18 protein-coding genes are annotated in these 24184 nt (G+C 39.1%); 8 read left to right on the top strand and 10 right to left on the bottom strand.

All coding sequences use genetic code 11. The annotated features are described in order from the left end of the window. Window positions 1-127: 127 nt before the first annotated feature. Entirely contained in the window at window positions 128-1186 is a 1059-nt protein-coding gene (locus tag HUN01_RS27745; RefSeq protein WP_338044505.1) for an IS630 family transposase, read from the bottom strand. Window positions 1187-1620: 434 nt separating this feature from the next. Here HUN01_RS27745 and HUN01_RS27750 point away from each other — a divergent pair, with 434 nt between their 5' ends. Further along, window positions 1621-4017, top strand: coding sequence for a hybrid sensor histidine kinase/response regulator (locus tag HUN01_RS27750; protein WP_181928852.1), 2397 nt, complete (start codon window positions 1621-1623; stop codon window positions 4015-4017). Window positions 4018-4156: 139 nt separating this feature from the next. Beyond that, window positions 4157-4633: a transglutaminase-like domain-containing protein gene (locus HUN01_RS27755; protein ID WP_181928853.1), complete on the top strand. Its 477-nt coding sequence runs from the start codon at window positions 4157-4159 to the stop codon at window positions 4631-4633. An 80-nt stretch (window positions 4634-4713) separates the two neighbouring features. Here HUN01_RS27755 and HUN01_RS27760 read toward each other — a convergent pair whose 3' ends face one another. The 3 genes from HUN01_RS27760 to HUN01_RS27770 form a co-directional block, all read right to left on the bottom strand. Then, window positions 4714-5112: a nuclear transport factor 2 family protein gene (locus HUN01_RS27760; protein WP_181928854.1), complete on the bottom strand. Its 399-nt coding sequence runs from the start codon at window positions 5110-5112 to the stop codon at window positions 4714-4716. 38 nt (window positions 5113-5150) lie between these two features. After that, complete coding sequence (locus tag HUN01_RS27765; protein ID WP_181928855.1) at window positions 5151-6158, bottom strand: zinc-binding dehydrogenase; 1008 nt, start codon at window positions 6156-6158, stop codon at window positions 5151-5153. A 224-nt stretch (window positions 6159-6382) separates the two neighbouring features. Next, window positions 6383-7177 carry an aspartyl/asparaginyl beta-hydroxylase domain-containing protein gene (locus HUN01_RS27770; RefSeq protein WP_181932845.1) on the bottom strand — a complete coding sequence of 265 codons (795 nt, stop codon included), beginning with the start codon at window positions 7175-7177 and terminating at the stop codon, window positions 6383-6385. A 117-nt stretch (window positions 7178-7294) separates the two neighbouring features. Here HUN01_RS27770 and HUN01_RS27775 point away from each other — a divergent pair, with 117 nt between their 5' ends. Then, window positions 7295-8779 (top strand): amidohydrolase family protein, encoded by a 1485-nt coding sequence (locus HUN01_RS27775; RefSeq protein ID WP_181928856.1) that lies wholly within the window; start codon window positions 7295-7297, stop codon window positions 8777-8779. A gap of 30 nt (window positions 8780-8809) precedes the next feature. On the opposite strand, the gene HUN01_RS27780 is transcribed toward HUN01_RS27775, so the two are convergent. The 4 genes from HUN01_RS27780 to HUN01_RS27795 all read right to left on the bottom strand — a co-directional run bounded on the left by HUN01_RS27780 (window position 8810) and on the right by HUN01_RS27795 (window position 12564). Further along, entirely contained in the window at window positions 8810-9712 is a 903-nt protein-coding gene (locus tag HUN01_RS27780; protein WP_181928857.1) for a DUF4437 domain-containing protein, read from the bottom strand. 178 nt (window positions 9713-9890) lie between these two features. Then, a complete protein-coding gene (locus HUN01_RS27785; RefSeq protein ID WP_181928858.1) occupies window positions 9891-10190 on the bottom strand; it encodes a protealysin inhibitor emfourin in 300 nt (99 codons plus the stop codon). A gap of 176 nt (window positions 10191-10366) precedes the next feature. Continuing rightward, the gene (locus HUN01_RS27790) at window positions 10367-11446 is read right to left on the bottom strand and encodes a M4 family metallopeptidase (RefSeq protein ID WP_181928859.1); all 1080 of its coding nucleotides are present in this window, start codon (window positions 11444-11446) and stop codon (window positions 10367-10369) included. Window positions 11447-11847: 401 nt separating this feature from the next. Then, window positions 11848-12564, bottom strand: coding sequence for a class I SAM-dependent methyltransferase (locus tag HUN01_RS27795; RefSeq protein ID WP_181928860.1), 717 nt, complete (start codon window positions 12562-12564; stop codon window positions 11848-11850). A gap of 949 nt (window positions 12565-13513) precedes the next feature. Here HUN01_RS27795 and HUN01_RS27800 point away from each other — a divergent pair. From HUN01_RS27800 to HUN01_RS27810, 3 genes are all read left to right on the top strand, one after another. Further along, entirely contained in the window at window positions 13514-14746 is a 1233-nt protein-coding gene (locus tag HUN01_RS27800; protein WP_181928861.1) for a sedoheptulose 7-phosphate cyclase, read from the top strand. A gap of 4 nt (window positions 14747-14750) precedes the next feature. Continuing rightward, a complete protein-coding gene (locus HUN01_RS27805) occupies window positions 14751-15584 on the top strand; it encodes an O-methyltransferase (RefSeq protein WP_181928862.1) in 834 nt (277 codons plus the stop codon). A 335-nt stretch (window positions 15585-15919) separates the two neighbouring features. After that, the gene (locus HUN01_RS27810; protein WP_181928863.1) at window positions 15920-17308 is read left to right on the top strand and encodes an ATP-grasp domain-containing protein; all 1389 of its coding nucleotides are present in this window, start codon (window positions 15920-15922) and stop codon (window positions 17306-17308) included. 288 nt (window positions 17309-17596) lie between these two features. On the opposite strand, the gene HUN01_RS27815 is transcribed toward HUN01_RS27810, so the two are convergent. Continuing rightward, window positions 17597-18625, bottom strand: coding sequence for a D-alanine--D-alanine ligase family protein (locus tag HUN01_RS27815; protein WP_181928864.1), 1029 nt, complete (start codon window positions 18623-18625; stop codon window positions 17597-17599). A 453-nt stretch (window positions 18626-19078) separates the two neighbouring features. Between HUN01_RS27815 and HUN01_RS27820 the strand changes: the two genes are divergently transcribed. Together HUN01_RS27820 and HUN01_RS27825 are read left to right on the top strand one after the other, a co-directional pair. Further along, on the top strand, window positions 19079-19225 hold the full coding sequence (locus tag HUN01_RS27820) for a hypothetical protein (RefSeq protein ID WP_181928865.1): 147 nt from the start codon (window positions 19079-19081) through the stop codon (window positions 19223-19225). Window positions 19226-19325: 100 nt separating this feature from the next. Next, window positions 19326-20366 (top strand): hemolysin family protein, encoded by a 1041-nt coding sequence (locus tag HUN01_RS27825; protein ID WP_181928866.1) that lies wholly within the window; start codon window positions 19326-19328, stop codon window positions 20364-20366. A 113-nt stretch (window positions 20367-20479) separates the two neighbouring features. On the opposite strand, the gene HUN01_RS27830 is transcribed toward HUN01_RS27825, so the two are convergent. Further along, window positions 20480-23566, bottom strand: a complete 3087-nt coding sequence (locus tag HUN01_RS27830; protein WP_181928867.1) for a type ISP restriction/modification enzyme — start codon at window positions 23564-23566, stop codon at window positions 20480-20482. Window positions 23567-24184 lie beyond the last annotated feature (618 nt).

Genomic DNA, 24184 nt, shown 5'->3' on the forward strand with positions numbered 1-24184 from the left:
CAAGTAGCGTAGGCTAGTAAAAACCGCAGGCATCGCCGACATTGAATTCTCAATTTACAGTGCTCTAACCCAGAGGCTATGTACTTTTTACACATATAGGTGGTACTTATGTTGCCTACCTATAGGACTAATATTTGATTTCTGAAAAAGCTCCGTACATTTGAAGAGTCGCAAAATCAAAGGTAGTGTGCCGGATAAACCACTCAAACATCCATTTGAGATGTGAGAACGAAGGAATCAAGGCACAGAAACGCCGCACCCAGGTTTTAGCTTGTAACCAAATATCCTCAATTGGATTTTGTGACGGGCAATTAGGAGCAAAGCGGACGCAGTGAATTTTCCACTCCTCTTGAGACAAATCTTGGTTTACCTCGCCTAAAAAGTTTTGAACCAGATGTGAACGATGGTAAGAAGCACCATCCCAAAAAGAAGTAATCTTTGATTGGGGGGACTGATCTAATAAATAACGTAGATAATCAATTGTATTTTCTGAGTTACCTGCGTTATACGCTTTTAGTAGTAAGCTTCCCTCCAGATAGTCAACTGCCCCGTAGTATGTCTGTTTGTCTCGTATATTAACAACTCTCACTGCTATTTCTTGGTCAGTTTTTCCCCAGACATACCCACTTAAATCTCCCCACATTAAATGACACTCATCAAGCAGCAATACTCTCAACTTTCCTTCTTCAATTTCCTGCCGATGCCTTGCCAATAGTGTTTCAATCTCTTTTTTTTTTGCAGCAACAGCGTCCTCGTCAGCTTTTGGATTTAAAGAAGTAGTTTTCTTCCAACTAATTCCTGCCGCATCAAATAAGTCATAATAGCTCCGCTTTGACTCATAAGTTACATCATATTCAAAAGCCAATTTATATTCGAGTTCACCAAGTTCCCAACATTCTTTTGTTTGCAACCAACTTAAAACTTCTTCTCGTTGTTGAGCAGTTAAGTAACTTTTTTTTCCCTTGTGGTTCAGGCGCAGTCCCGAAATTCCATCTTCCTCATAAGCTTGCTTCCAGCTTGTTATCGAACCCAGTGACACATCTAAAATTGTTTGAATTTCCTCATACTTGTAGCCTTGATAAACCAATTTGACTGCCAACGCTTTCCTCACCTCACGCGCATCTGGGCGATCATCTATAAATTCTTGTAGTTCTGCGATCGCGGCTTGTAGATGCTGGTTTATCATTGTTAGCTATTAGACAAATATTCTGTCCGTATTATCTCGTAGTTTTTTTCAGAAATCAAATATGATTCCTATATAAGGTTTACTTGATTTAGGACTCCTATTTGATTTCTGAACAAAACTCAGTACACCTTTATTCCATATTCCCCATATCTACGAGTGATTCAGGAATCAAATCAAATTGCTATTCTCTGGAAATAGTTTACTTTTAATTAAATCTTTTTGCTTTCAAGTTCAAAATTCGTGCATATCTAAAAAATTTAGCAGAAGATGTAATATGCCAAATCAGCAGGGATATAGTCTAATTAGTAATTTTTTTGCCATTCCAACAAGTAGGTGATCAAGTACCGATTACCACCCATTTTTCTCATCTTGCAAAAGATTTTAAAGACAAACAAATTTGATAAAATTTAAAATAAATTTAATAAGAGGCAAGTATGAATTTTAATAAAAATGAAAAATCTGTCATTTTAATAATCGATGATACTCCTATTAACCTAGAAGTATTATTCGATTTTTTAGAGTATTACGGCTTTAAAGTTTTAGTAGCCGAAGATGGGAAAAATGCACTTAGTACAGCAGAACATGCCTTGCCTGATCTAATTTTATTGGATGTATTAATGCCAGGAATCGATGGTTTTGAGACTTGCAGACTTTTGAAAAAGAATCCCGCCACTCAAGATATTCCTGTAATCTTCATAACTGCCATGAATGACAAGGTGGATAAAGTCAAAGGGTTGAATCTTGGGGCAGTAGATTACATCACTAAACCTTTAGAACATGAAGAAGTTTTAGCTAGAGTCAATACCCATTTACGTTTACGAAACCTCACAAAAAAACTCACAGAGCAAAATAGGCGTTTAGAGATGGAAATCTTTGAGCGCCAGCAGGTAGAGGAAAAACTGCGATGTCATTCAGATGCATTAGACGAGTGGAACAATCGCTATCAAGCAATAATTCAAGCGAGTGGCCAGATTCTCTACGATTGGCATTTGCATACCAATGATATTAAATATGGTGGCAATGTAGAGCGAATATTAGGTTACTCTATGCCTGAGATGTTAGGAGGTTTGAACCGTTGGGTAGAGTTAATTCATCCTGATGATAGAAACTTCTTTAACAAAGAGATTAACCGCATTTTATCCACAAAAGAGCGATTCCACCTTGAATTTCGCATCTGTCGCAAAGATGGGACTTACATCACAGTTGAGAATAACGGGTATATCTTTTTAGACTCTACAGGCAAAGTTGCTCGGATGGCAGGCTTTATAATTGATATTACCGAACAGCAAGCTGCGCTGCGCGATCGCAAAAATGCAGAACAGAAAATCCGTGAACAAGCTGCTTTGCTCGACATCACCACAGACGCGATTATCGTTCAAGATTTAGTTAACCAAATTCAATTTTGGAATAAAGGGGCTGAACATCTCTACGGTTGGATGTTAGAAGAAGCACTAGGCAAAAATGCCAATCAGCTTTTATATCGAAAGCAAAGTTTTTGCCAACTGAAAAATATCCAGAAAACTTTAGTTGAAAGTGGTTCATGGCAAGGTGAGTTACATCAAGTCACCAAAGAAGGCAAAGAAATGATCGTTACTAGCCGCTGGACACTGGTAAATGATGATGAGGGACGAGCCAAATCTATACTGATTGTCAACTCCGACATTACAGAAAAAAAGCAACTCGAAGCACAGTTTCTCCGGGCCCAGCGGATGGAAAGTCTTGGCACTCTGGCAAGCGGTATTGCCCACGATCTCAATAATGCGCTGACACCAATGATGATGACAGTACAACTTTTAGAAGGAAAACTTCCTGATGAAAAAAGTCAGCAATGGCTGACAATTATGGAAACAAACGTTAAACGTGCGGCAGATTTAGTTAAACAAGTGCTGTGGTTTTCACGCGGCTCTGTAGGTAACTTTAAAACCTTACATGTGCGGTATTTAATTTCTGAAATTGAAAATATTGTTAAGCAAACATTTTCCAGAGCTATTGAAATCCGCATTGATGTTCCCCGGCAAAACCTATGGAATATCTTTGGCGATGCTACTCAGTTACACCAAGTGCTGATGAACCTCTGTATTAATGCTCGTGATGCTATGCCGTATGGGGGTATTCTAAAGATTTCTGCAAAGAATTTCTGGGTTGATAGCAACTATGCCCGAATGAATATTGATGCTAAGGTAGGTTCTTACGTAATGATTAGCGTCTGTGATACAGGTACAGGAATTAACAGAGAAATAGTAGATAGAATTTTTGAGCCATTTTTCACAACCAAGGAACTGGGTAAAGGCACAGGGCTTGGTCTTTCAACAGTGCTTGGTATTATCAAAAGCCACAATGGTTTTGTGAATGTAGTTACTGAAGTGGGCAAGGGTACAGAGTTTCAAGTTTGCTTACCCGTGACGCAGACAATCGATGCAGATAAGAAATTAGCTGGAGTTCAGGAATTACCCGCAGGTCATGGAGAATTGATTCTCGTTGTTGATGATGAAGATTCAATTCGAGAGGTTACTCAAACCTGGTTAGAAAAAAATGCCTATAAAGTTTTGGTGGCTAGTGATGGCATTGATGCGATCGCACTTTATACAAAACATCAAGAAGAAATTAGTGTAGTGTTGGTTGATATGATGATGCCATCTATGGATGGGCCAACAACTATTAATGTGTTGAAAAAAATTAATCCCGACATCAAAATTATTGGTGTTAGTGGATTAGCCTCTAATCATGAAATGATTAAAATCCTCGGTAATAGCGTCAAAACACTTTTATCTAAGCCTTACACCTCAAGCGACTTGTTAATAAATTTACAGATGGTGATTAACACAAAGTAGAGTTTGTCATTTGTCATTTGTCATTTGTCATTTGTCATTGGTCATTGGTCATTTGTTCAAAGTGAATAATCAATGCCCAAGCAAAATAGTAAGTAGCAGTGGTAATATATTCTTATGGCTGCTCTAATCCTTACTATTGATGAACAAACTATTGGATGAAACGCTGTCAATCAAAACTGCTGAACAGATAAACAGCAGAGCTAGCACTCCGTTTGATAATGCTTACAAAGCAGCATTGTCCACTGAGGGAGCAAGATACATTCAGGGATTTTTGGCTTTTACTGGGAAGCCATATAGACCGATTGAACACAGTTGGATTGAGGTAGGCGACGCCTCCGATGTCCGCATTATCGATCCGACATTACCGCACCTGAACAAAAACCCCGAAGAACTCTGGTATTTTGCAGCACAAAGGCTGACTGTTAAAAAACTGAAAGCCATTATTGAAGAATCAAAAGAAGATTATCCAGAAGATGAACCATTGCCAATCTATGGTGATCCACCTTATGAATATTACGGTGATATAATGTTGGGTGGTCAAGACTATTTAGCAGCATATCAAGCCGCAGAGGCGAAGTGCAAAGAAATCAACGAACTTAACCCTGAAAGAAACTAAAAAAAGTAAATTAAATAATTTGTAATTACGAATTACGTTAGCGCAGCGTTAGCGAGTCATCGAGCGTCATTACGAATTATTTAATACGATTTGCCATCGCTGCCAAAGTATTCCCTATAGCCACAAATTTTGTCTCCACGGACATCAAAGGAAACTGCTACCCGGTTTTTATAAAGCTGTCCAAACAAAAGTCCCTCATCTCGAAACTCAAAGACAGCCGTCGTTTCATTACTAGTAACACGGTCTAAACCAGTCAGATTCAAACCAGGATTGAAGGATTCAAAAACGTACTCGAAGAATTCTCTAGCTCGCTCTTTTCCCACATTTGAACCGTGGAATTTTCCCATTGGAAACCAAAGGGTAAAATCTTCTGTGAGCATATCTAGCAATGCTTCCCACTCTCCTGTCGCCATCCCATACGTAAGATGCTCAAATGCCTGTCGAGCAACTTTTAAAGTATTTTCTGAATCTTGTGTCATTCTCACCCCTGACTGGATATAAATTAATACCGTATTACTTAAAACCTCACCACCACTTTGCCACAATTCTGACCACTGAGGAGATATTGTACAGCGTCGGGTATTGATTCTATGCCTTGAAACTGGGTTGGGTCAACGGCAACTTTGAGTTTTTCTGTGTAAAACAGGTTTAAAAGGCGATCGCGTGCCTCTGTCATATATTCTTTATAATGTGACATGAGAAAGCCTCTCACAGAAGCTGCTTTCCAAAATAACTGGTGATAAAGGCGTGGCTGTGTAATTTGTTCTGCACTATTTACGTATTCGGAGATGAAACCAACTACTACTAATCGTCCCCGCACCGCCAAGTTTTCAACACAGGTATCAAAAACCTGTTTGCCTACACAGTCAAAAATTAAATTAATCCCATTAGGGTATTCTTGCTTGAGAACTTGATTGAGATTTTCTGTGCGATAGTTGATAATGCGATCGCACCCTAATTCTCTTAGTAACTTTGCTTTCGCCTCAGAGCTACAAGTACCAATGACATGATTACCAGCTAACTTTGCCAATTGCACCGCAATATGACCGGTTCCCCCTGCTGCTGCTGTCACTAAAACCACTTCATTAGTTTTCATTTCCCCTACTTGTTCCAGTGCAACCAAAGCTGATACACCTGTAGGCATTAGTGTTAACAATTCTGGCGTTGCTTCCCGCACCTTCACCGCTAAGTTTGCATCGATAACCTGATATTCTCGATAACCGCCACCACGCCAAGTCGTTACTACAGCATCACCTATTTGGAAATCTTTGACATTTTCACCCATCGCGATAACTGTCCCTACAGCTTCCACACCTAAATCAAAGGGAGGAATTAAGTTAATATAGGGAACATCACCATGACAAAGTAAGGTATCAAAGCCACCGTTAACGCCAGCAAATTTGTTTTGAATTACAAGTTCACTAGCCGCAGGTTGGGAAATAGGAACTTCGACAATTTCAACAGCAGATTTAAAATCTTGATTAAGTTGCTTTGCTCTTAACTTTCTGTAAGTTTTTGAATTCATTTACCAGTCTTATATAATAAATATAAATGTAGGATGCGTTATGCTTTCAGCTAACACACCATCAAAAATATAAGGTGCATTACTAATACTTATAAAGCGTAAGAATTCAGGAGTCAGAATTCAGAATAGTTAAATAATTAGGAGAGAATTTGATACATAAATGTACTAATCATGCTGCACTACTTTTAAATTCTGACTTCTGACTTCTGGGTGCTGAATTCTTACTATAAAGCTTTATCCCACTCTAACTGATGAGCTAAACCATACTTAATAAAATCTTCTTTTTTAGCTTTATCGCTTTTACCAAAAACACCTAAACTGTAAGGATTATCTTGCATCCGTTGTCTGACTTGTTCTTTCTCAAATCGGATGACTTCCTCTCTAGGTTTATCCGGTTTAAAAAAGTCTACAACCAATACAGTTCGATCATAATTAGTGTAATTATGCGGACAGTGTGGATAGCTGTGATCTAAAACCAGAAATTTTCCTTCATGCCAATAAAGCTGTTCATGGCATATTTTCATAGCCACATCTCCCTCTGGCACGATTAATCCTAGATAGCCACGATTCATGTGAGGATTATAGTTCACATGCAGCTTGATATCCAAGCCTGGATGGAATGTACCATAATACACGTTTCTAATTATCTCATCATCACTAAATTTAACTTTTTTTATTACCTGAGCTAAGTTTGGGAAATATTTCTCTCTTAATGCAAGTGCTTTTTGTGATGCATCATCTGACCCATAATCAGGATATTGTATTTGATATGCTTTAATATATTGTTCAATAAACATACCTTGAAATAAAATACCAAAAGCACTATATTTTGCATCACCTTTGGTTTTAATAGTTTGACTTTTCGGCCCCAAAATATCATAAGTTAATTTTAACTCGTCATCAGATGCATCCTTAATAAAGGATGTAAACTCATCTCTAATGACTTGCCAGTTATCTTCAAAATTTTTCAGAAAAGTAAATTCTTTTGGGTCTATATGATACTCATTAAAACTTTCCATTGTCTTTTCTCCTGAAGGTGATTTCATAAAAAACCGTTATATAATGATGGGATTTGGTCTTCGTCCCGATTCGATGTTGGAATTCCTAACTAAACTCATTTTAGTGTGAGGTCTACTATGTCTGAAACTCCCGTATTAGATCAAATTATCAAAAATGTGCGGGTAGTTCGTCCCCATCAGGATGCAATCGAACTACTTGATTTAGGAATTAAGGATGGAAAATTTGCTCAGATTGCCCCTAATATTAGCCCAGACACAGGCAAAGAGGTATTTGATGGCAAAAATTTACTGGGCTTTCCTGGGGTCGTAGATGCCCACATGCACATCGGTATTTATCAACCCCTCGACAAAGATGCTGTGACTGAAACCAAAGCAGCTGCAATGGGAGGCGTGACTACCAGCTTAAATTATATCCGTACAGGGCAGTATTATCTTAACAAAGGCGGCTCCTACCGCGATTTTTTTCCAGAAGTGTTGGCTTTATCCGCAGGTAATTTTTTTGTAGATTACAGCTATCACATTGCACCTATAGCTAGCCAGCATATTGACGAAATACCTTTATTGTTTGAAGAACACGGTGTATCTTCGTTTAAAATCTTCATGTTTTATGGCGGTTATGGATTGCATGGTTTGTCAGACCAGCAAAACCTCTTTTTGATGATTAATAAAGAGGAACGGTATGATTTCGCCCATTTTGAATTTATTATGCGTGGTCTAACTCGCTTGATGGAAAAACATCCAGAAGCGCGAGATACTATCAGCTTGAGTTTGCACTGCGAAGTTGCAGAAATTCTAAATGCTTATACCAAAATAGTTGAAAATGACTCTAGTCTGAGCGGATTACACGCTTACAGTGCAGCACGCCCTCCTCATTCCGAAGGTTTAGCAATTTGCATTGCTTCTTATTTAGCAAACGAGACTAACTGTGCAAATATCAATTTGTTGCATCTAAGTTCGCGTAAAGCAATGGAAGCAGCTTTAACTATGCAAACTGCTTTTCCCCATATCAACTTTCGGCGAGAAGTTACTGTTGGACATTTGTTATTAGATGTCGATACTCCTAATACAATTTGGGCAAAAGTCAACCCTCCTATTCGTCCCCGTGCCGATGTGGAATATTTATGGCAAGCAGTACTCAACAATCAAGTAGATTGGATAGTTAGCGACCATGCTTGCTGTTCTGCTGAACAAAAAAGAAGTGCTAAAGACCCGAATAATATTTGGTTAGCAAAGTCTGGTTTTGGCGGTACAGAATATTTACTTTCTGGTGTATTGAGTGAAGGTAGCAAGCGGGGGATGTCTTACAACCAAATGGCTAAATTGCTATCTTGGAACCCATCCCGGCGCTTTGGTTTGTTAGAAAAAGGCGATATTGCCATTGGCTATGATGCTGATTTAGTACTGGTAGACCCAAATGAAAGCTTTGTGGTATGTGCGGCTGAGTCAGAGTCACAACAAGGTTATACACCTTTTGAAGGAGTGGAATTAAGTGGAAGGGTGAAGAGTACTTTTCTGCGCGGAAACTTGATTTACAACAATGGAAAAGTTCTAGGTTCACCTATTGGGCGCTATTTAAAAAGACCTTCTAGAATGTGCACATAGAAACCTTGCTGTTTAAAAACTATGTGTTTATTAGTGTGGATATGATAACACTGTTGCAACTTGTGATAAATCTCTATCAACGCGGATAAAGAATAAGCAACCATCATCTGTTCTGTGCCAAGGAGAGGTGGTAAAGCTGGGGATATAGCCAAAGTAATCCTTTACAAATCGTTCGTCTCCAATATCACAGTATCCAGCTAGACAATAGCCTTCCTCGTTATAACATTGAATCATTGGGGACTTGCTATCATAATGTGGCAAGATAGCAAGCAGCCAGACTCCACCCCCGTTACTATCCTTCCTTAGCCACTTCTTATTTGCTTGTACAAATTGAACTGTTTCTGTATTACCCCACGGTAGCAATTTGCTATCCAATGCTGGGATGAAGCCACTTAACCTAGCATCGGGATGATTATTTAGTGCATATTTATACTTGAGAGAGCCGTTTTCCATCCACAGGATTTCCGCTTCCTCATCACCTAGCACTTTCCAAGGGCCTACTCTCACTCCTGCGGGGATAAAGGAGTAGCTATGCTTGTTTAGCTGCCACTCTCCCACTTGGATTGCACCCCTAAGCACGAAAATCTCCAAATCAGAAGTAAAGAAGCCAGACGGTGCTTCAAACTGCGGTGGTATTACAACTCTTGATGTTGATGCACCATTGCCATGCCAAGTAAGTAATCGACGGCTTCCAACTACTACATCCTCTGGCATTCCACTGACGCGCCATGCGTGTTCTTCTGGTACAGCATTCGTATCAAAGAATTGGTACTGGCGAGGTACATACTCTTTGGAGATTGCTGTACACCTTCCTGATAGGTTCATGCGCCCTCTTCCGTCTCCACCCCAATCCTCTTTTACAGATGCTACGTGCAAAAAATCATCAGTTTGGTTTTCTTCTGCAAAATTAAAATTTATATTCTCTTCGCCCACGACTTCACATTCTCCTGTTTATATACCAATACGCTTGGGTTAAGGGCTAATTGTACAAAATTGTGGGTTTTCGAGACGCGATAAATCGCCGTCTCTACAAGTGTTTTGGTCTTATCTGAACTGTATTGGTTTATATGCTTCTCATTAGGCATTTAATTTTATTTGTTAATTCAGCAAATTACCTTTTTTGTGCTATGGTTTGTAGCCATTCAATCAGTGGTCTTAAGGTTCCTGGTAATGCTGACTCACTGACAGTCACCGTATGCTGCTTACCGTTATCTTCCACTGTTAACTTATACTGAAAGCGATCGCTCTGGGGATTTGGCGAGGTAATTAGTTCAGGTAGCCTAAATAAATCTGCAACTTCCACCAGTCGGGGAAGTGTCGCTGCTTCATGTGGTGGGAGAGTATCTGTATCAACGGTTGTCTTTTTGCTAATTCCGGCAAAGCCACCTGTGCGTTCAAATGATACTCGCATTTTTTTGCTCTCCGTTGTGTTATTTGGTTGGGATAAATACAAATACTGGGAGATGATAGTTATCACCTCCCACTTTAGCAACAACAAACAATAGATTTATCAGTCCTGAGTGTTGAGTGAGGGAGTGGAAGGTATTGACCATTTATTCCTAACTCCTCACCCATCACTCCTAACCCCTAGATAACTCCTACCTTTTGCCAAGCGTTCTGTACAGCTTTTTGCTCATGACTGTCATTACCGTAGAGTTCGCCAGCAACTTGAATGGTGACGTTGGCAGCTTTTTTAAAATCTGCTTTGGCACGCAAGCGATCGCGCAAAGCTATGTACCAGATTTTACCAGCTTTTTCCCAAGCATAGCCACCAATCTCAACAGCCGCTAGATAAAAGGCATGGTTAGGGATTCCTGAGTTGATATGCACCCCAGCATTATCTTCAGCACCAGTATATTTATCTTTCATGTGACCTGGTTGGGGATCTTTACCCAGTACTGGGTCATTGTATGCTGTTCCCGGTGCTTTCATGGAACGGAGGGCAACACCTTTGACAGTCGGTACTAAAAGACCTTCGCCAATTAGCCAATCTGCCTCTTGTGCAGTCTGGTTTTTAGTTTTTTGTTTCACCAGACAACCAAAGACATCAGAAAAAGATTCATTCAGTGCCCCTGGTTCTCCATAATACTGCAAACCCGCTTCATACTGAGTTATCCCATGAGCTAACTCATGTCCAATCACATCAATCGACTTTGTGAAGCGCTGAAACATTTCTCCATCGCCATCACCATAAACCATTTGGTCGCCGTTCCAAAAGGCGTTGTCATACTTGACTCCATAATGCACGGTGGAGTCTAAACGTAGTCCTTTGTCGTCAATGGAATTGCGATCGAATATCTCATAAAACAATTCATAAGTAGCACCAGCAGCATCGTAGGCTTCATTCACTGCTACATCACTGCTTGGTGGATCTCCTTCACCTCGTACCAATGTACCAGGAAGTTGCTGGCCATTTTTTGCATCGTAGATGGTGCGGCGCTTTTCACCCGGAGAAGGTGCAAATGATACAGTACCTATGACATCTCTCCGTCCGCGAAACTGTGCTGAAGCATTTAATGTATGAAAAGCCCAACTCCGCTGTTGAGGATTGCCATTTACCACAACATTTTCCAACATGTGGGGCGGGATAATACAACAAATCGGGCATCTAGAGTAAAGTGGATGCTCATACTTAAACCCGGCTGATTTCTTTTTATTTCGAGCCATCCAAGATATTCTCCTTTTGAAACTAGGTGATGGCAAACAGTGGCTTTAACTCCACTTTTGAAACGAGCAGAAAAACGAATCCAAATCGTGTGCCCCTGGTTTTTTTGAATAAAATTTTCTACTCTGTATTTTGGGATAGGTCTGTGGAGGATTGATAGTACCCTCACGGGTACTGCTGATGTAGAAATATTGCATAAAAACACAAGGAAAGCTTATATACCGCAAATTTCAGCTAAAATCCTTGCGTGAGTTAGCCAGACCTCCTTTACAGACCTAATGCGTTTATATATTAGTTCTTCTTAAAAAAGATCATGTTATTTATTGCTGTTTTGTTACTATCAAGCTCTTAATGCTATAAATACCCATTGGAGCCAAATTCAAGCATCCAAAACCTCAAATTTTCACAGCCAGCCACCAAACACTGCCAGTCCATAATATTTCCAAGGCACTGCAACTATCTTAAATCCAGCTTTGGTCAACATTTGTAAATGAGCATCGAGGGTAGCTAACTGATCTTGACTGGAGTAACCTTGAGTGCTGCTAGCACCAAGCTTGGCGCGAATTTCTGTTAAACTAGTTCCCTGTTCAACTGACCATTCCTCTCGTGCCGCCTTATAAACTTCTGCTAAGGTTGGTGATTCTGGTAAGGTGGGGTCTGCATTCCAAAAACAGCCGTATTGAGTGAGGCTAGTAGCGATTCGGCTAAATAACTTAAATTTCATCTCATCTTGGAGATGGTGGATTGCCAAGGATGAGACACAGGCATCAAATTCACTACCAATATTTAATTTCTCTGGATTATTTGCCCACTCACCAAAATCTGCTTGTATACCAGTCCAACGTTTTTGATGTCCAGTTGCTGTGATTTTATCTTGGGCAAATTGCAGCATTCGAGGTGAATAATCTAGGGCAATTACTTGGGCATCTGGAAAGTGGTTGAGTATCTTGAGACTAAGTTCACCGGTACCACAGCCCAATTCTAAAATACGCCGACTTGTGGAAGGTAGACAACGGGTAATTACCTCCAACATCTCATCATATCTGGGTAACAGTTGGCGAATACCAATGTCAAAATCAGCAGTGTTGGCGAATACCTCTCCGGGAAATAACTGTTGCATGGGTATTGGAATAAATAGACACATTTCTCCATATTAATCATCCATCATTACCGAGGTACGCGCTACATCGATAGAAACAAGTTTTTGTATTAAAAAATATTCACTCAATATACTTTTGGCAGAATACATACATCACATTTTATGTTATATGCAAGAAAATTATCTCTTGAATTGAAGCTGAAATCCCATGATTTTAAGGGAAAAAGCCAATTTAACTCTTTTTTAAGATTTGTAAAGATAAAAATGTTCACATATTGAGTTAAACTAATGTGTGTGATTAGTAACTCTGATAAATTAAAATTTTTGGTTTTCAAAAGTTACTGACGTTGGTATATTCAATACTGAACAGAAAGTTAACTAAATCAAACTAGAAGTCCACTGTCATTCTGAGTCAAACAGAGTGTAGCGATACAAGGTTCAAGACTAATGCTAAAAAACAGCGAACAGAAAGTTAATGAAGGCTGTAATCTCAAATGGAAGCCCGGAGGTAAACTATCTGTGCGGTTTTCTCTGTTAGAAATTTTGCGAAGTAGAACGGTCGGAAAGCCACTATAGTATAGGTATAGTAGGTTTTATCCTATAGTTAATCTGCATTTAGGGTAATTTCCGAAAACTCATGCTGAGTTAATCTAAATTAAGGTTAACTTGCTTAATTAGTGTCAACAATCCCAAAAAAGCTTAAGCGTTATGGCGATAAGTTTTCGATGGGGTAATTTGACCAAATTTGAAGCAACCTATAAAAGGTTAGCTGAAAGAATTTAACTAAGTAATGGTGTTATTTAGTAACATCATCTGGTAATAATAATCAGCTTTTCTAGTGAAAGCTTGCTTTAGGATGCCTAAAATTTTCGGCAACTAATAGCATCATTTGTTATTGCCATAAATCAGGTTAAATCTGAAATATTGCCTGAATATCACAACTTTTTCACTTATATTAAGGACAACAGCAATGAATAATGTTCAAGCATCCTTTGAAGCAACAGAAGCTGAATTTCGCGTGGAAGGTTACGAGAAAATTGAGTTTAGTCTGGTGTATGTGAACGGTGCGTTTGATATCAATAACAGAGAAATTGCAGACAGCTATGAGAAATTTGGCCGCTGTTTGACAGTGATTGATGCCAATGTCAATAGGCTATATGGGAAGCAAATCAAGTCATATTTTAAACACTATGGCATTGATCTGACTGTAGTTCCTATTGTCATTACTGAGCCGACTAAAACCCTTGCAACCTTTGAAAAAATTGTTGATGCTTTTTCTGATTTTGGCTTAATCCGTAAGGAACCGGTGTTAGTAGTGGGTGGTGGTTTAGTCACTGATGTAGCTGGCTTTGCGTGTGCTTCTTACCGTCGCAAGAGTAACTACATTCGTATTCCTACTACACTGATTGGTTTAATTGATGCAGGTGTGGCGATTAAGGTTGCAGTCAACCATCGCAAGTTAAAAAATCGTTTGGGTGCATATCATGCTCCTTTGAAAGTGATCCTCGATTTCTCCTTTTTGCAAACATTACCAACGGCTCAAGTTCGTAATGGCATGGCAGAATTAATCAAAATTGCTGTTGTTGCCAACTCTGAAGTCTTTGAATTGCTGGATGAATATGGCGAAGAGTTGCTGCGTACTCACTTTGGACATGTGAATGGCACAAGTGAACTGAAAGTGATCGCACACAAACTCAATTACGAGGCAATTAAAACTATGCTGGAGTTGGAAACTCCTAATTTGCATGAGTTAGACCTCGATCGCGTCATCGCCTATGGTCACACTTGGAGTCCTACCCTAGAATTAGCCCCGATGGTACCGCTATTTCACGGTCACGCTGTGAATATAGACATGGCTTTATCTGCAAGCATTGCAGCAAGACGTGGTTACATTACAACTGGAGAACGCGATCGCATTTTGAGCTTGATGAGTCGTATCGGTTTATCAATCGATCATCCTTTACTAGATAGCGATTTGCTCTGGTATGCAACCCAATCTATCAGCTTGACGCGAGACGGTAAACAACGCGCAGCTATGCCCAAACCCATTGGTGAATGCTTCTTTGTTAACGATTTCACTCGTGAAGAATTAGATGCAGCCTTAGCTGAACACAAACGTCTGTGTGCTAAATACCCTCGTGGCGGAGATGGGATTGACGCTTACATCGAGACTCAAGAAGAATCCAAACTATTGGGAGTGTGAAAACATGACCAGTATTTTAGGACGAGATACCGCAAGACCGATAACCCCACACAGCATCCTTGTAGCACAGTTACAGAAAACTCTCCGGATAGCAGAAGAGAGCAATATTCCTTTAGAGATATTGACATCTCTGCGCCAAGGTTTGCAATTAGCAGCAGGTTTAGATCCCTATCTGGATGATTGCACTACTCCCGAATCGGCTGCATTGACAGCATTAGCACAAAAAACCAGCAAAGAAGACTGGAGTAAACGCTTTAGTGATGGTGAAACAGTGCGTCAACTAGAGCAGGAAATGCTCTCAGGACATCTTGAAGGACAAACACTAAAGATGTTTGTGCATATTACCAAAGCCAAGCGCATCCTGGAAGTGGGAATGTTTACAGGATATTCAGCCTTGGCGATGGCGGAAGCGTTACCACCCGATGGACGACTCATTGCTTGTGAAGTAGACTCTTATGTGGCTGAATTTGCTCAAACTTGCTTTCAGGAGTCTCCCCACGGCGACAAGATTGTTGTAGAAGTAGCACCTGCATTAGAGACATTGCACAAGTTGGCGGCTAAAGAAGAATCATTTGATCTGATCTTCATTGATGCCGATAAAAAGGAGTATGTAGAATACTTCCAAATTATCTTGGATAGCCATTTACTGGCTCCCGACGGGTTAATCTGCGTCGATAATACGTTGTTACAGGGACAAGTTTACTTACCATCCGAACAGCGTACTGCTAATGGTGAGGCGATCGCTAAATTCAACCGCATTGTCGCCGCAGATCCTCGTGTAGAGCAAGTTCTGTTACCCATACGAGATGGTATAACCCTGATTAGACGCTTGGTGTAACAGGCGCTATCAATTCAAAGCATCACAAAAAGGCGACTCTATAGCGGTTCTTATTTGGATGCAATATCCGGTAGGGGTGCATATCTGTGCATTGGTGTCAACTTAACGTGAAAACTAGCCTAGTACAAGCTTTTAGATATTGTCTCGTTCCCAGTCGGAGACTGGGAATGCCGTCCTAGAGGCTCCGCCTCCCTTGCTGGCGGCAGAGCCGCCAAGAGTAGCATTTCCAGCCCATAGGCTGGAAACGAGATTTGAAAAGGCTTTTAGCTTAAGTTGACACCAATGATATGTGTGCGCCCCTACAAATGACCGCATTCCACGCAAAGGAAAGACTTATGGCTCAATCAATCTCCTTATCACTCCCTGAATCCACAACGCCCTCAACGGGTATAAGAATCAAAATAGTAGCTCTATTCAAGACTCTGGGAACTCTAACATTACTTCTGATAGCTTTACCTCTCAACGCTTTGATCGTATTGCTATCTCTGCTGTGGAGCATTCTATTTACAAAAAAACCTGCCGTAGCTGACCATCCTCAGACTATCTTAGTCAGTGGCGGCAAAATGACCAAAGCATTGCAACTTGCTCGCTCATTCCATGCCGCCGGACACAGAGTTATTCTGGTTGAAGGTCACAAATACTGGTTATCTGGGCATAGATTCTCAAATGCTGTGAGTCGTTTTTATACAGTTCCAGCACCACAAGATGACCCAGAAGGCTACATACAGGCGCTATTGGAAATCGTCAAAAAAGAAAATGTTGACATTTATGTGCCCGTATGCAGTCCTGTGGCTAGTTATTACGACTCTTTAGCAAAACCTGCACTGTCAGCATACTGTGAGGTTTTTCACTTCGATGCTGAGATAACCAAGATGCTGGATGATAAATTTGCCTTTACCGATCAGGCGCGATCGCTTGGTTTATCTGTTCCCAAATCTTTTAAAATTACCGATCCTGAACAAGTTATCAACTTTGATTTTAGTAAAGAAACGCACAAATATATTATTAAAAGTATTTCTTACGACTCGGTTCGTCGCTTAAATTTAACCAAACTCCCTTGTGATACCCCAGAAGAGACAGCAGCCTTTGTCAAGAGTTTACCCATTAGCCCAGAAAAACCTTGGATTATGCAAGAGTTTATTCCTGGGAAAGAATTATGCACCCATAGCACAGTGCAGGATGGTGAATTAAGGTTGCATTGCTGCTCAGATTCTTCTGCGTTTCAGATTAATTATGAAAATGTCGAAAATCCTCAAATTCGGGAATGGGTGCAACATTTCGTCAAAAGTTTGGGACTAACTGGACAAGTCTCTTTCGACTTTATCCAAGCTGAAGATGGTACAGCCTACGCCATTGAATGTAATCCCCGCACCCATTCGGCGATTACAATGTTTTACAATCACCCAAGTGTTGCAGAAGCCTATTTTGGGAAAACTCCCCTAGCTGCACCCCTGGAACCTTTAGCTGATAGCAAGCCCACTTACTGGATATATCATGAAATCTGGCGACTAACTGGTATTCGTTCTGCAAAACAATTGCAAACTTGGTTTCAGAGATTAGTAAGAGGCACAGATGCTATTTATCAAATAAATGATCCAATACCGTTTTTAACTTTGCACCATTGGCAGATTACTTTACTTTTGCTACAAAATCTGCAAAAACTCAAAGGCTGGGTAAAAATTGATTTCAATATCGGTAAACTCGTGGAATTAGGCGGAGACTGAGTAATTCGTAATTATCATGTCCGCCAAATCACCCATAATAAACAGTTTGTAGTGGGGACTTCAGTCCCCAAAGACAGGACTAAAGTCCTGATTACGAACAAGCCCATTTTGACCAATGAATTCTGTTGTATTACTTGCCTAAGAGGATGTTTGAAAAGTCCTCTTGTCAGTATCAAAATTTTAGATCCCCCTAAATCCCCCTTAAAAAGGGGGACTTGATTCCGGTTCCCCCCTTTTTAAGGGGTTAGGGGGGATCTAAAAGTACCGAAAGTCACAGCGAAAAACTTTTCAAACAACCTCTAATGTTTCATTGATAGCGGTTATTAATAAATCATTTAGAGGGATTCCTGCTGCTTTCGCCATAGAGGAAATCACGCTTTTGGGAGCAAAAGAACAATACAATCCGGCTTCTAAAAACCAAGGTTGTCCCTTGGGGTCGATGCGGAAATCAAATAAACTGTAGTGGCGACAACCTAAAGCCTGATGACACTTCTTAGCCACTTCTTGAACCCTTTGGGTAATTGGGTCGCTAGGGTCTACAATCCAAGACTTAATATTATCTTTAGCAGCAAAATGCAAATCGCCATCGTCCGTTTGTTGAAGTTTATCAACATAGTTGCGGATAGGTTTTTCGTGGGGGTCTACTAGATACTCTTCAAGGGGTAAACCGATTAGTTCCCCGTCTTTGGCAAGAATACCACATCTGACTTCTCGACCGAGTTCGATAAACTCTTCTGCGATGACCTCCGAAGCATATTCAAATGCTTTTTTCAAAGCTGCGTCATATTCAGTAACTTCTTTGACTAAAGTCACTCCTAAAGAGTTGTCCGAACTTACAGGTTTAATGACTACTGGAGGTGTAATTGTCGGAATATCTCCTTGGCGGAGCAGTTCTCCACGAGGCACTTTCACCCCTGCGGCTTCAACAATTGCTTTGGCTCTGGCTTTGTGGGCTGCGATCGCCATGATATCTGGAGTATTCCCTATGTAAGGAATGTTGAGCAAATCGAATAGGGCGCGATACTGAGTCATTCCAGGAATACAAAACATTTGTGGTAACATAATGTCAATGTTTTGCACTGTTAGAAACTGTATAGCATCAAACAGAGGAATCGGCTTAGTGAGAGCAATATCTTCTCGACTAAGGGAGTCAGGAAATCGCCACTGGCGATCAGGTGTGATGTATGCAATTTGAAAGTTATAAAGTGATTTATCTGCTATTGCTGCTAAACAGTCTTGGGCATAAAGGCGTGATAAATCACAGTAAAAATCGTTGTGTGCAGACCCAACTAAATGAAGGATATTAAGTACTGGCATAATTCATCTTCCTGAGTAATTTTTAATGGTTATTCAATGCTGGAAAAAATATTGCATTTCTTTTATTATCATATAGTTAATATGGCTGAAAATTTTTTATACAAGTTTTTTGTTTGGTAGTTTTTAAACAACAGTTAATTGAAAAAAGTTGTTAAATTATTACTGTTTTTATTTTCTAAAATTGAGATCAAAAATAACTCTCAATCACACCATAAAATATTTAGATGCCATTTATAATGTCAACCTTAAATTGTAGGGTACACACACAAGTCGAAAAAAGCTCGATTTTTTCATTGTTCTCTTGTTCCCATGCTCTGCATAGGAATGGCTTACTAGAGGCTAAAGATTGAGTCAGAGGCTCAATGAATGCATTCCCAAGCTTCGCTTGAGAACGAAGTACCTACAAGCTGAAAATCTAGTGCTATGGCAATACGGTTCGGTTAAGGCTTTTTGATGAAAATTTTAGATCACAAAGACGCGATGAATCGCCGTCTCTACAAAAGACCGATTATTGTAGAGACGGCGATTTATCGCGTCTTTTGCCTTAACCGAACCGTATTGAGTGCTATGGGAGCAAAGCAAAGCCTTCCCGGACGATGAGCTTAAACTAGGAAAGCGGTAAACTCAGAAGATAACAAGATAGCAACTCCTTTGGCTATCAGTTAAGCTCAACTTTCGCTTCCCATAGTTGGGAAACTATATGCTACAGCTTGTAATCATTGTGTTTGTTGTTCTTTTAGGTTCAGCGCTTTGTTCTAGTGTAGAAACGGCCCTGTTCTCTGTTTCGACCCTAAGAGTTAGACAATTAGCACAATCAAATAATCGTTCAGTAGTAACACTTTTAGCGATTCGTGAAAACATGAATCGACCTATTGCGGCTATTGTAATCCTCAACAATACTTTCAATATCATTGGCAGTATTCTCACAGGTAATATTGCTACTCAAGTATTAGGAGATAGATGGCTTGGTGTATTTTCAGGAGTATTAACATTCTTGATTATCATCTTTGGTGAAATCATCCCAAAGACAATTGGAGAGCGTTATTCTGAGCAAATTGCCATACTTGCGGCTATACCTGTGGCTGGACTTGCTATTGCTTTCACACCCTTAGTTTGGATTCTAGAAAATGTTACTGCACCTTTTTCTAAAGGGCAAAAACGACCAACCACCAATGAGGCTGAAATAAAGCTGTTGGCAAAGATTGGGCATCAAGAGGGAATTATCGAAAGCGATGAAGCAGAAATGATCCAGCGAGTGTTTAGATTAAATGATGTGACTGCATCTGATTTAATGACACCCCGAATCATGTTGACATATATCTACGGAGATATGACTCTTGCTGAAGCAAAAGCCAACATTATTGCGTCTCAACACACCCGGATTATTGTAATAGATGGATCTCTTGATGAAGTCATTGGATATGCTTTAAAACAGAAATTACTGACAGCAATGGTTGAAGGAAGTAACAATCAAAAGATTTCTAGTCTGACTAGAAAAGTTAACTTTGTCCCTGAGATAATTCGGGCAGATAAACTGTTAAAAAACTTCATAGAAGCTCGTGAACATCTTGCAGTAGTGGTAGACGAATATGGAAGCATCGCTGGTGTCATTACTTTGGAAGATGTGCTTGAGGTGATAACTGGTGAGATTGTAGATGAAACTGATAGAACTGTTGATTTACAAGAAATTGCCCGCAAGAAGCGAGAAAAAATGTTGCAGTCTATGAATATTAACAATTAACCTTATAGCGGTTCTCGACAAGCGTGAGGTACAATTTTGACCTCTCTCCTAAAAGGAGAGAGGCTTTGAATTTTTCCCCCTTCCCGCTTCGGGAAGGGGGAAGGGGGTTAGGTCTATTTGCATACTTTTACCTCACCAGATTGAAAATGGCTATAATTCTGAGCAGCCTGAATATGATAAATAATCTGCATTGTTTCCATGCTGACAGTGCAGACTCTTTGTAATAAATCTATTACTTGTTCTTTGTAATCTGCAAAGCGATATGTGTTGAATTTTTCAGCAATTGTCGGGTCTTTAGGTTTCTTTTCTTTGTATTGATCTAATATCCATTCTAAAGCACAACGGTTGCCAAGGCGATATTCCCAAGCAATTTTGGGGATACCTTCTAAAGTGGTGACATCATCTAAAATAATGGTTCCATTGGCTGCATCGGCTTTGAGTTTTGCCTTTGGTGTCCTATTTTTAGCTAAAGGTAAATCAATTCGTTTTAAAGGATAGGGTTCGACGGTTTCATAATTGATGTGCAAATCCATCAACTGTTTACCCCAGTTAACCCATTGGTGAAAGTCATCATAGAAGGGTATACGAGGAAATTCTCGTTTCAGGTTGAGTTCGTATTTGATGCGATAGGCGGGATTGTGCAAGACTGCGTAGGTGTAGTGAAAAATATCTAATTTGGTAATTATCGAATCACCGTAATGGGTTTGAAATTGTGCTAATCCCCAGTCGGTAATGTTGTCGGTGCGGTTCCCTTCTTTGTCGTAGCGGTAGAGAGGAAGGCATTGAGTCTGTTCAAGAAAGTGATAATCACAAGCTCTTTGAGATGCAAAAGCTTGAAAGGGTTTTAATAAGGGAGTTCCAGAAAAATAAATGATAATATTATGTTGCTCAAATTTTTTGCCGAATATATTCAAATGATTAGTGGTTAGAACATCATTTAAAATAAAGTCACTGTAAAACCATTGTTGAATAAAAGGTCGATATAACGAAACATTAATAATATTTTCATCAAAAGAAACTTTTTTGCAAGATAATAAGTTTTGCTTTAAATCTCTACTCCATTTAATAGTATAATCAACAAAATTATCTAAACTATGTACTTTTCCTGCTTTTTTATATCTTTCAATCTCGGAATTATAAAAATCAATTAAAAAATTCACTTTATCAAACAAGACATCTTTATCCAAATCATAAACCCATTCATCCCTGTTAGTCTTAATTCCATTGGTATAAAGTTTAAATAGCGCTTTTTCCTCTACATTTGTTTTTGTAAATTTAATATTTTTATCAACTAAAGGTAGTAGGCTAGCAAAATCAGTATCGGCAATATTTATCCAGTTGTTACTTTTATCTCGCGTAATATGCTCAAAAGCAATTTGAGTAAATATGTTTTCTCCTAAAAATTTAAGTTTATCTTCTGCTTTATCAAATTCTGGTCTGCGCGTATAGAATATTTTGCATGGTGAGCCACTACTTCCCTTTGTCTTCACCATAAAAGTTATGGCGACACCGGTTTGAATCCCAAAAACATTATGCTTAGTACCTGATAATTTAGGATTAGCTCTTACATCCCCACCTAAATCAATAATATAAATTTCGCTGAAATCATCATCAACAGCTTTTCTAAATCCATCAAAAGTTTTTGCATTAATAAAAGATGAGTTTGTAATAAAAGCCAAAATACCATTTTCATTTAACTTGTTTGTTGCCCAGCGAAAGAAACGGGCATACATATCATAAACTTTAGTTTTTTGGGCATTACTATATTTGACGTAACTATCCTTAATTAGCTTGTCTATCTCTGGATATAAGCGATTTTTATTATTATCATTTTCATTTGCTTGATTTGCATTGTAAGGTGGATTACCAATAATCACTGATATTTTACTTTCATTCTGCCGTTTAATTCTCTCTGTATTTTCTACACTCAGCGAAAGCAAATTCATTTGCTTGCCTGCAAATGATGTATGTTCCAACGTATCGACAAAACAAATATTCTCAAACTCTTGATATTCACCCATTTTTTGCTTATAGGTGTATTCAATATTCAAGTTAGCAATATAATAAGGTAAAATTGCTACTTCATTACAATGAATTTCATGCTTATACTTGTATTCCAGAGTATTCTTAGGCAAATAATCAATTAACTCAGTAATAAAAGTGCCTGTTCCTGTAGCAGGATCTAAAATTTCTACATCTTTATCAGCTAACAATTTACCGAAATTTTTATGAACTAAATAATCTACACTTTCAATCATGAAGCGCACAACTTCATTCGGCGTATAGACAATTCCTAGCCTGTCAGCCGCTTTCGGATTATATGCTTTGTAGAAGTTCTCATAAAGCACTTTTAAAAACTTCTGCTTTTCATGATGATTGTAAATATTCGCCGTAGTTCTTCTAATGACACCATAGTAACGCTCAATAGTACCAAGAGTATTCTTTTTAGTGCTACCTGTAAAAAAGGTATCGATTATATTTTTTAATTCACGAGCAATATTATTTTCTCGATGAAATTGAGATTCATTGAAGATGCTGATAAAGATATCTTCAGTTAAAATATGCTGAATCATCATTTCTCTAACATCCAGCAAAGTAACTTCAGGATTAATTGATTCTTTGCAGATACCCCAAAATTTAGCCCTCGCTGTTTGAAAAGCTGCGTTTGTTTCGATTTGACTATCAATTAAGTCACGCAATGCATTTAAAACAGTCGGTAAGTCTTCTTTAAAAGTTTCAATCGCCTCACGAAAATCTTTAACTTCTGGGCGAACATAATTTATAAAATATGTAATTATCCCATCCAGTGCGTCAGCATCTTTCATCGGGACGCGCATGGTTTCTTGTCCACCCTGAATTAAAACTGCTGTTTGCGAGTCTTCAAACAGAATATTACTATCTGGGTAGCCTTTTATGAGTTTTTTCTCAATTTCTTGATCTAAATTATCATATTCATCCTTACTTTCCCAGTAGCCCCAATCTAAACGCAAAGCATCTTTAACAGTGCCATCTGGATAAACAAGTTTGCCGCTAGGTGTTTTATAATCTAGTTCGGGAATAAGTCTAAATTCTCTAGGTTTGCAATATTCATTAACTAAGTTTTGAAATGCAACCCGAATTGATGTTTCTTTACGTGAACCGCCATATTGAATAATTCTTTCTACTTCTGTGTGATATTGACTAACCAGAAGTTTGGACATACTTTATCAAACTTTCATAAATTTAAAGTATGTCCAAACTAGCTTTAATACTATTAACTAACATCTGTAATCTCCACAGCTAAAACATGAAGATTAAATAAAGATTAAAGTCAAATATTCCGTAAAAAGACGTGAATTTCCGAATAACATCGCGTCTTAATAGAGGTTATGACAGACGGAGCCTAATAAAGATGTTAAATCTACTGCCGTTGATTTTAAATTATAAAATATGATACACTTATATAAGTAAAAATACGGCGTATTTTATTCTTCTCTGCGGTTCGATTCCTAAAAGCGATCGCTAAATGATGATCCTAATACCAATTCAATTAATGGTTGCAACACATCCTTGGGTGAAGACGCGATTCATCGCGTCTCTACAAGTAGTGTGGGCATCTTGCCCATTGGTGTCAACTTAAGCTATAAATGGCTTCTCGCTTGGCTTGAGTACCCGTCGGAAACTGAAGTTCCCGCCTAATAACTAAAGTCTACTGAAGTAGACTCAAGATTTTTGGGGATATTTAGTAATCTTTAGATTACTTCCGCTATGAGCCAGGAATTTCAATTCCTGGTGGACGTGCAGTTTCACGTTAAATTGACACCAATGATCTTGCCCGC

The sequence above is a fragment of the Nostoc edaphicum CCNP1411 genome (assembly GCF_014023275.1).
GTDB classification, from domain to species: domain Bacteria; phylum Cyanobacteriota; class Cyanobacteriia; order Cyanobacteriales; family Nostocaceae; genus Nostoc; species Nostoc edaphicum_A.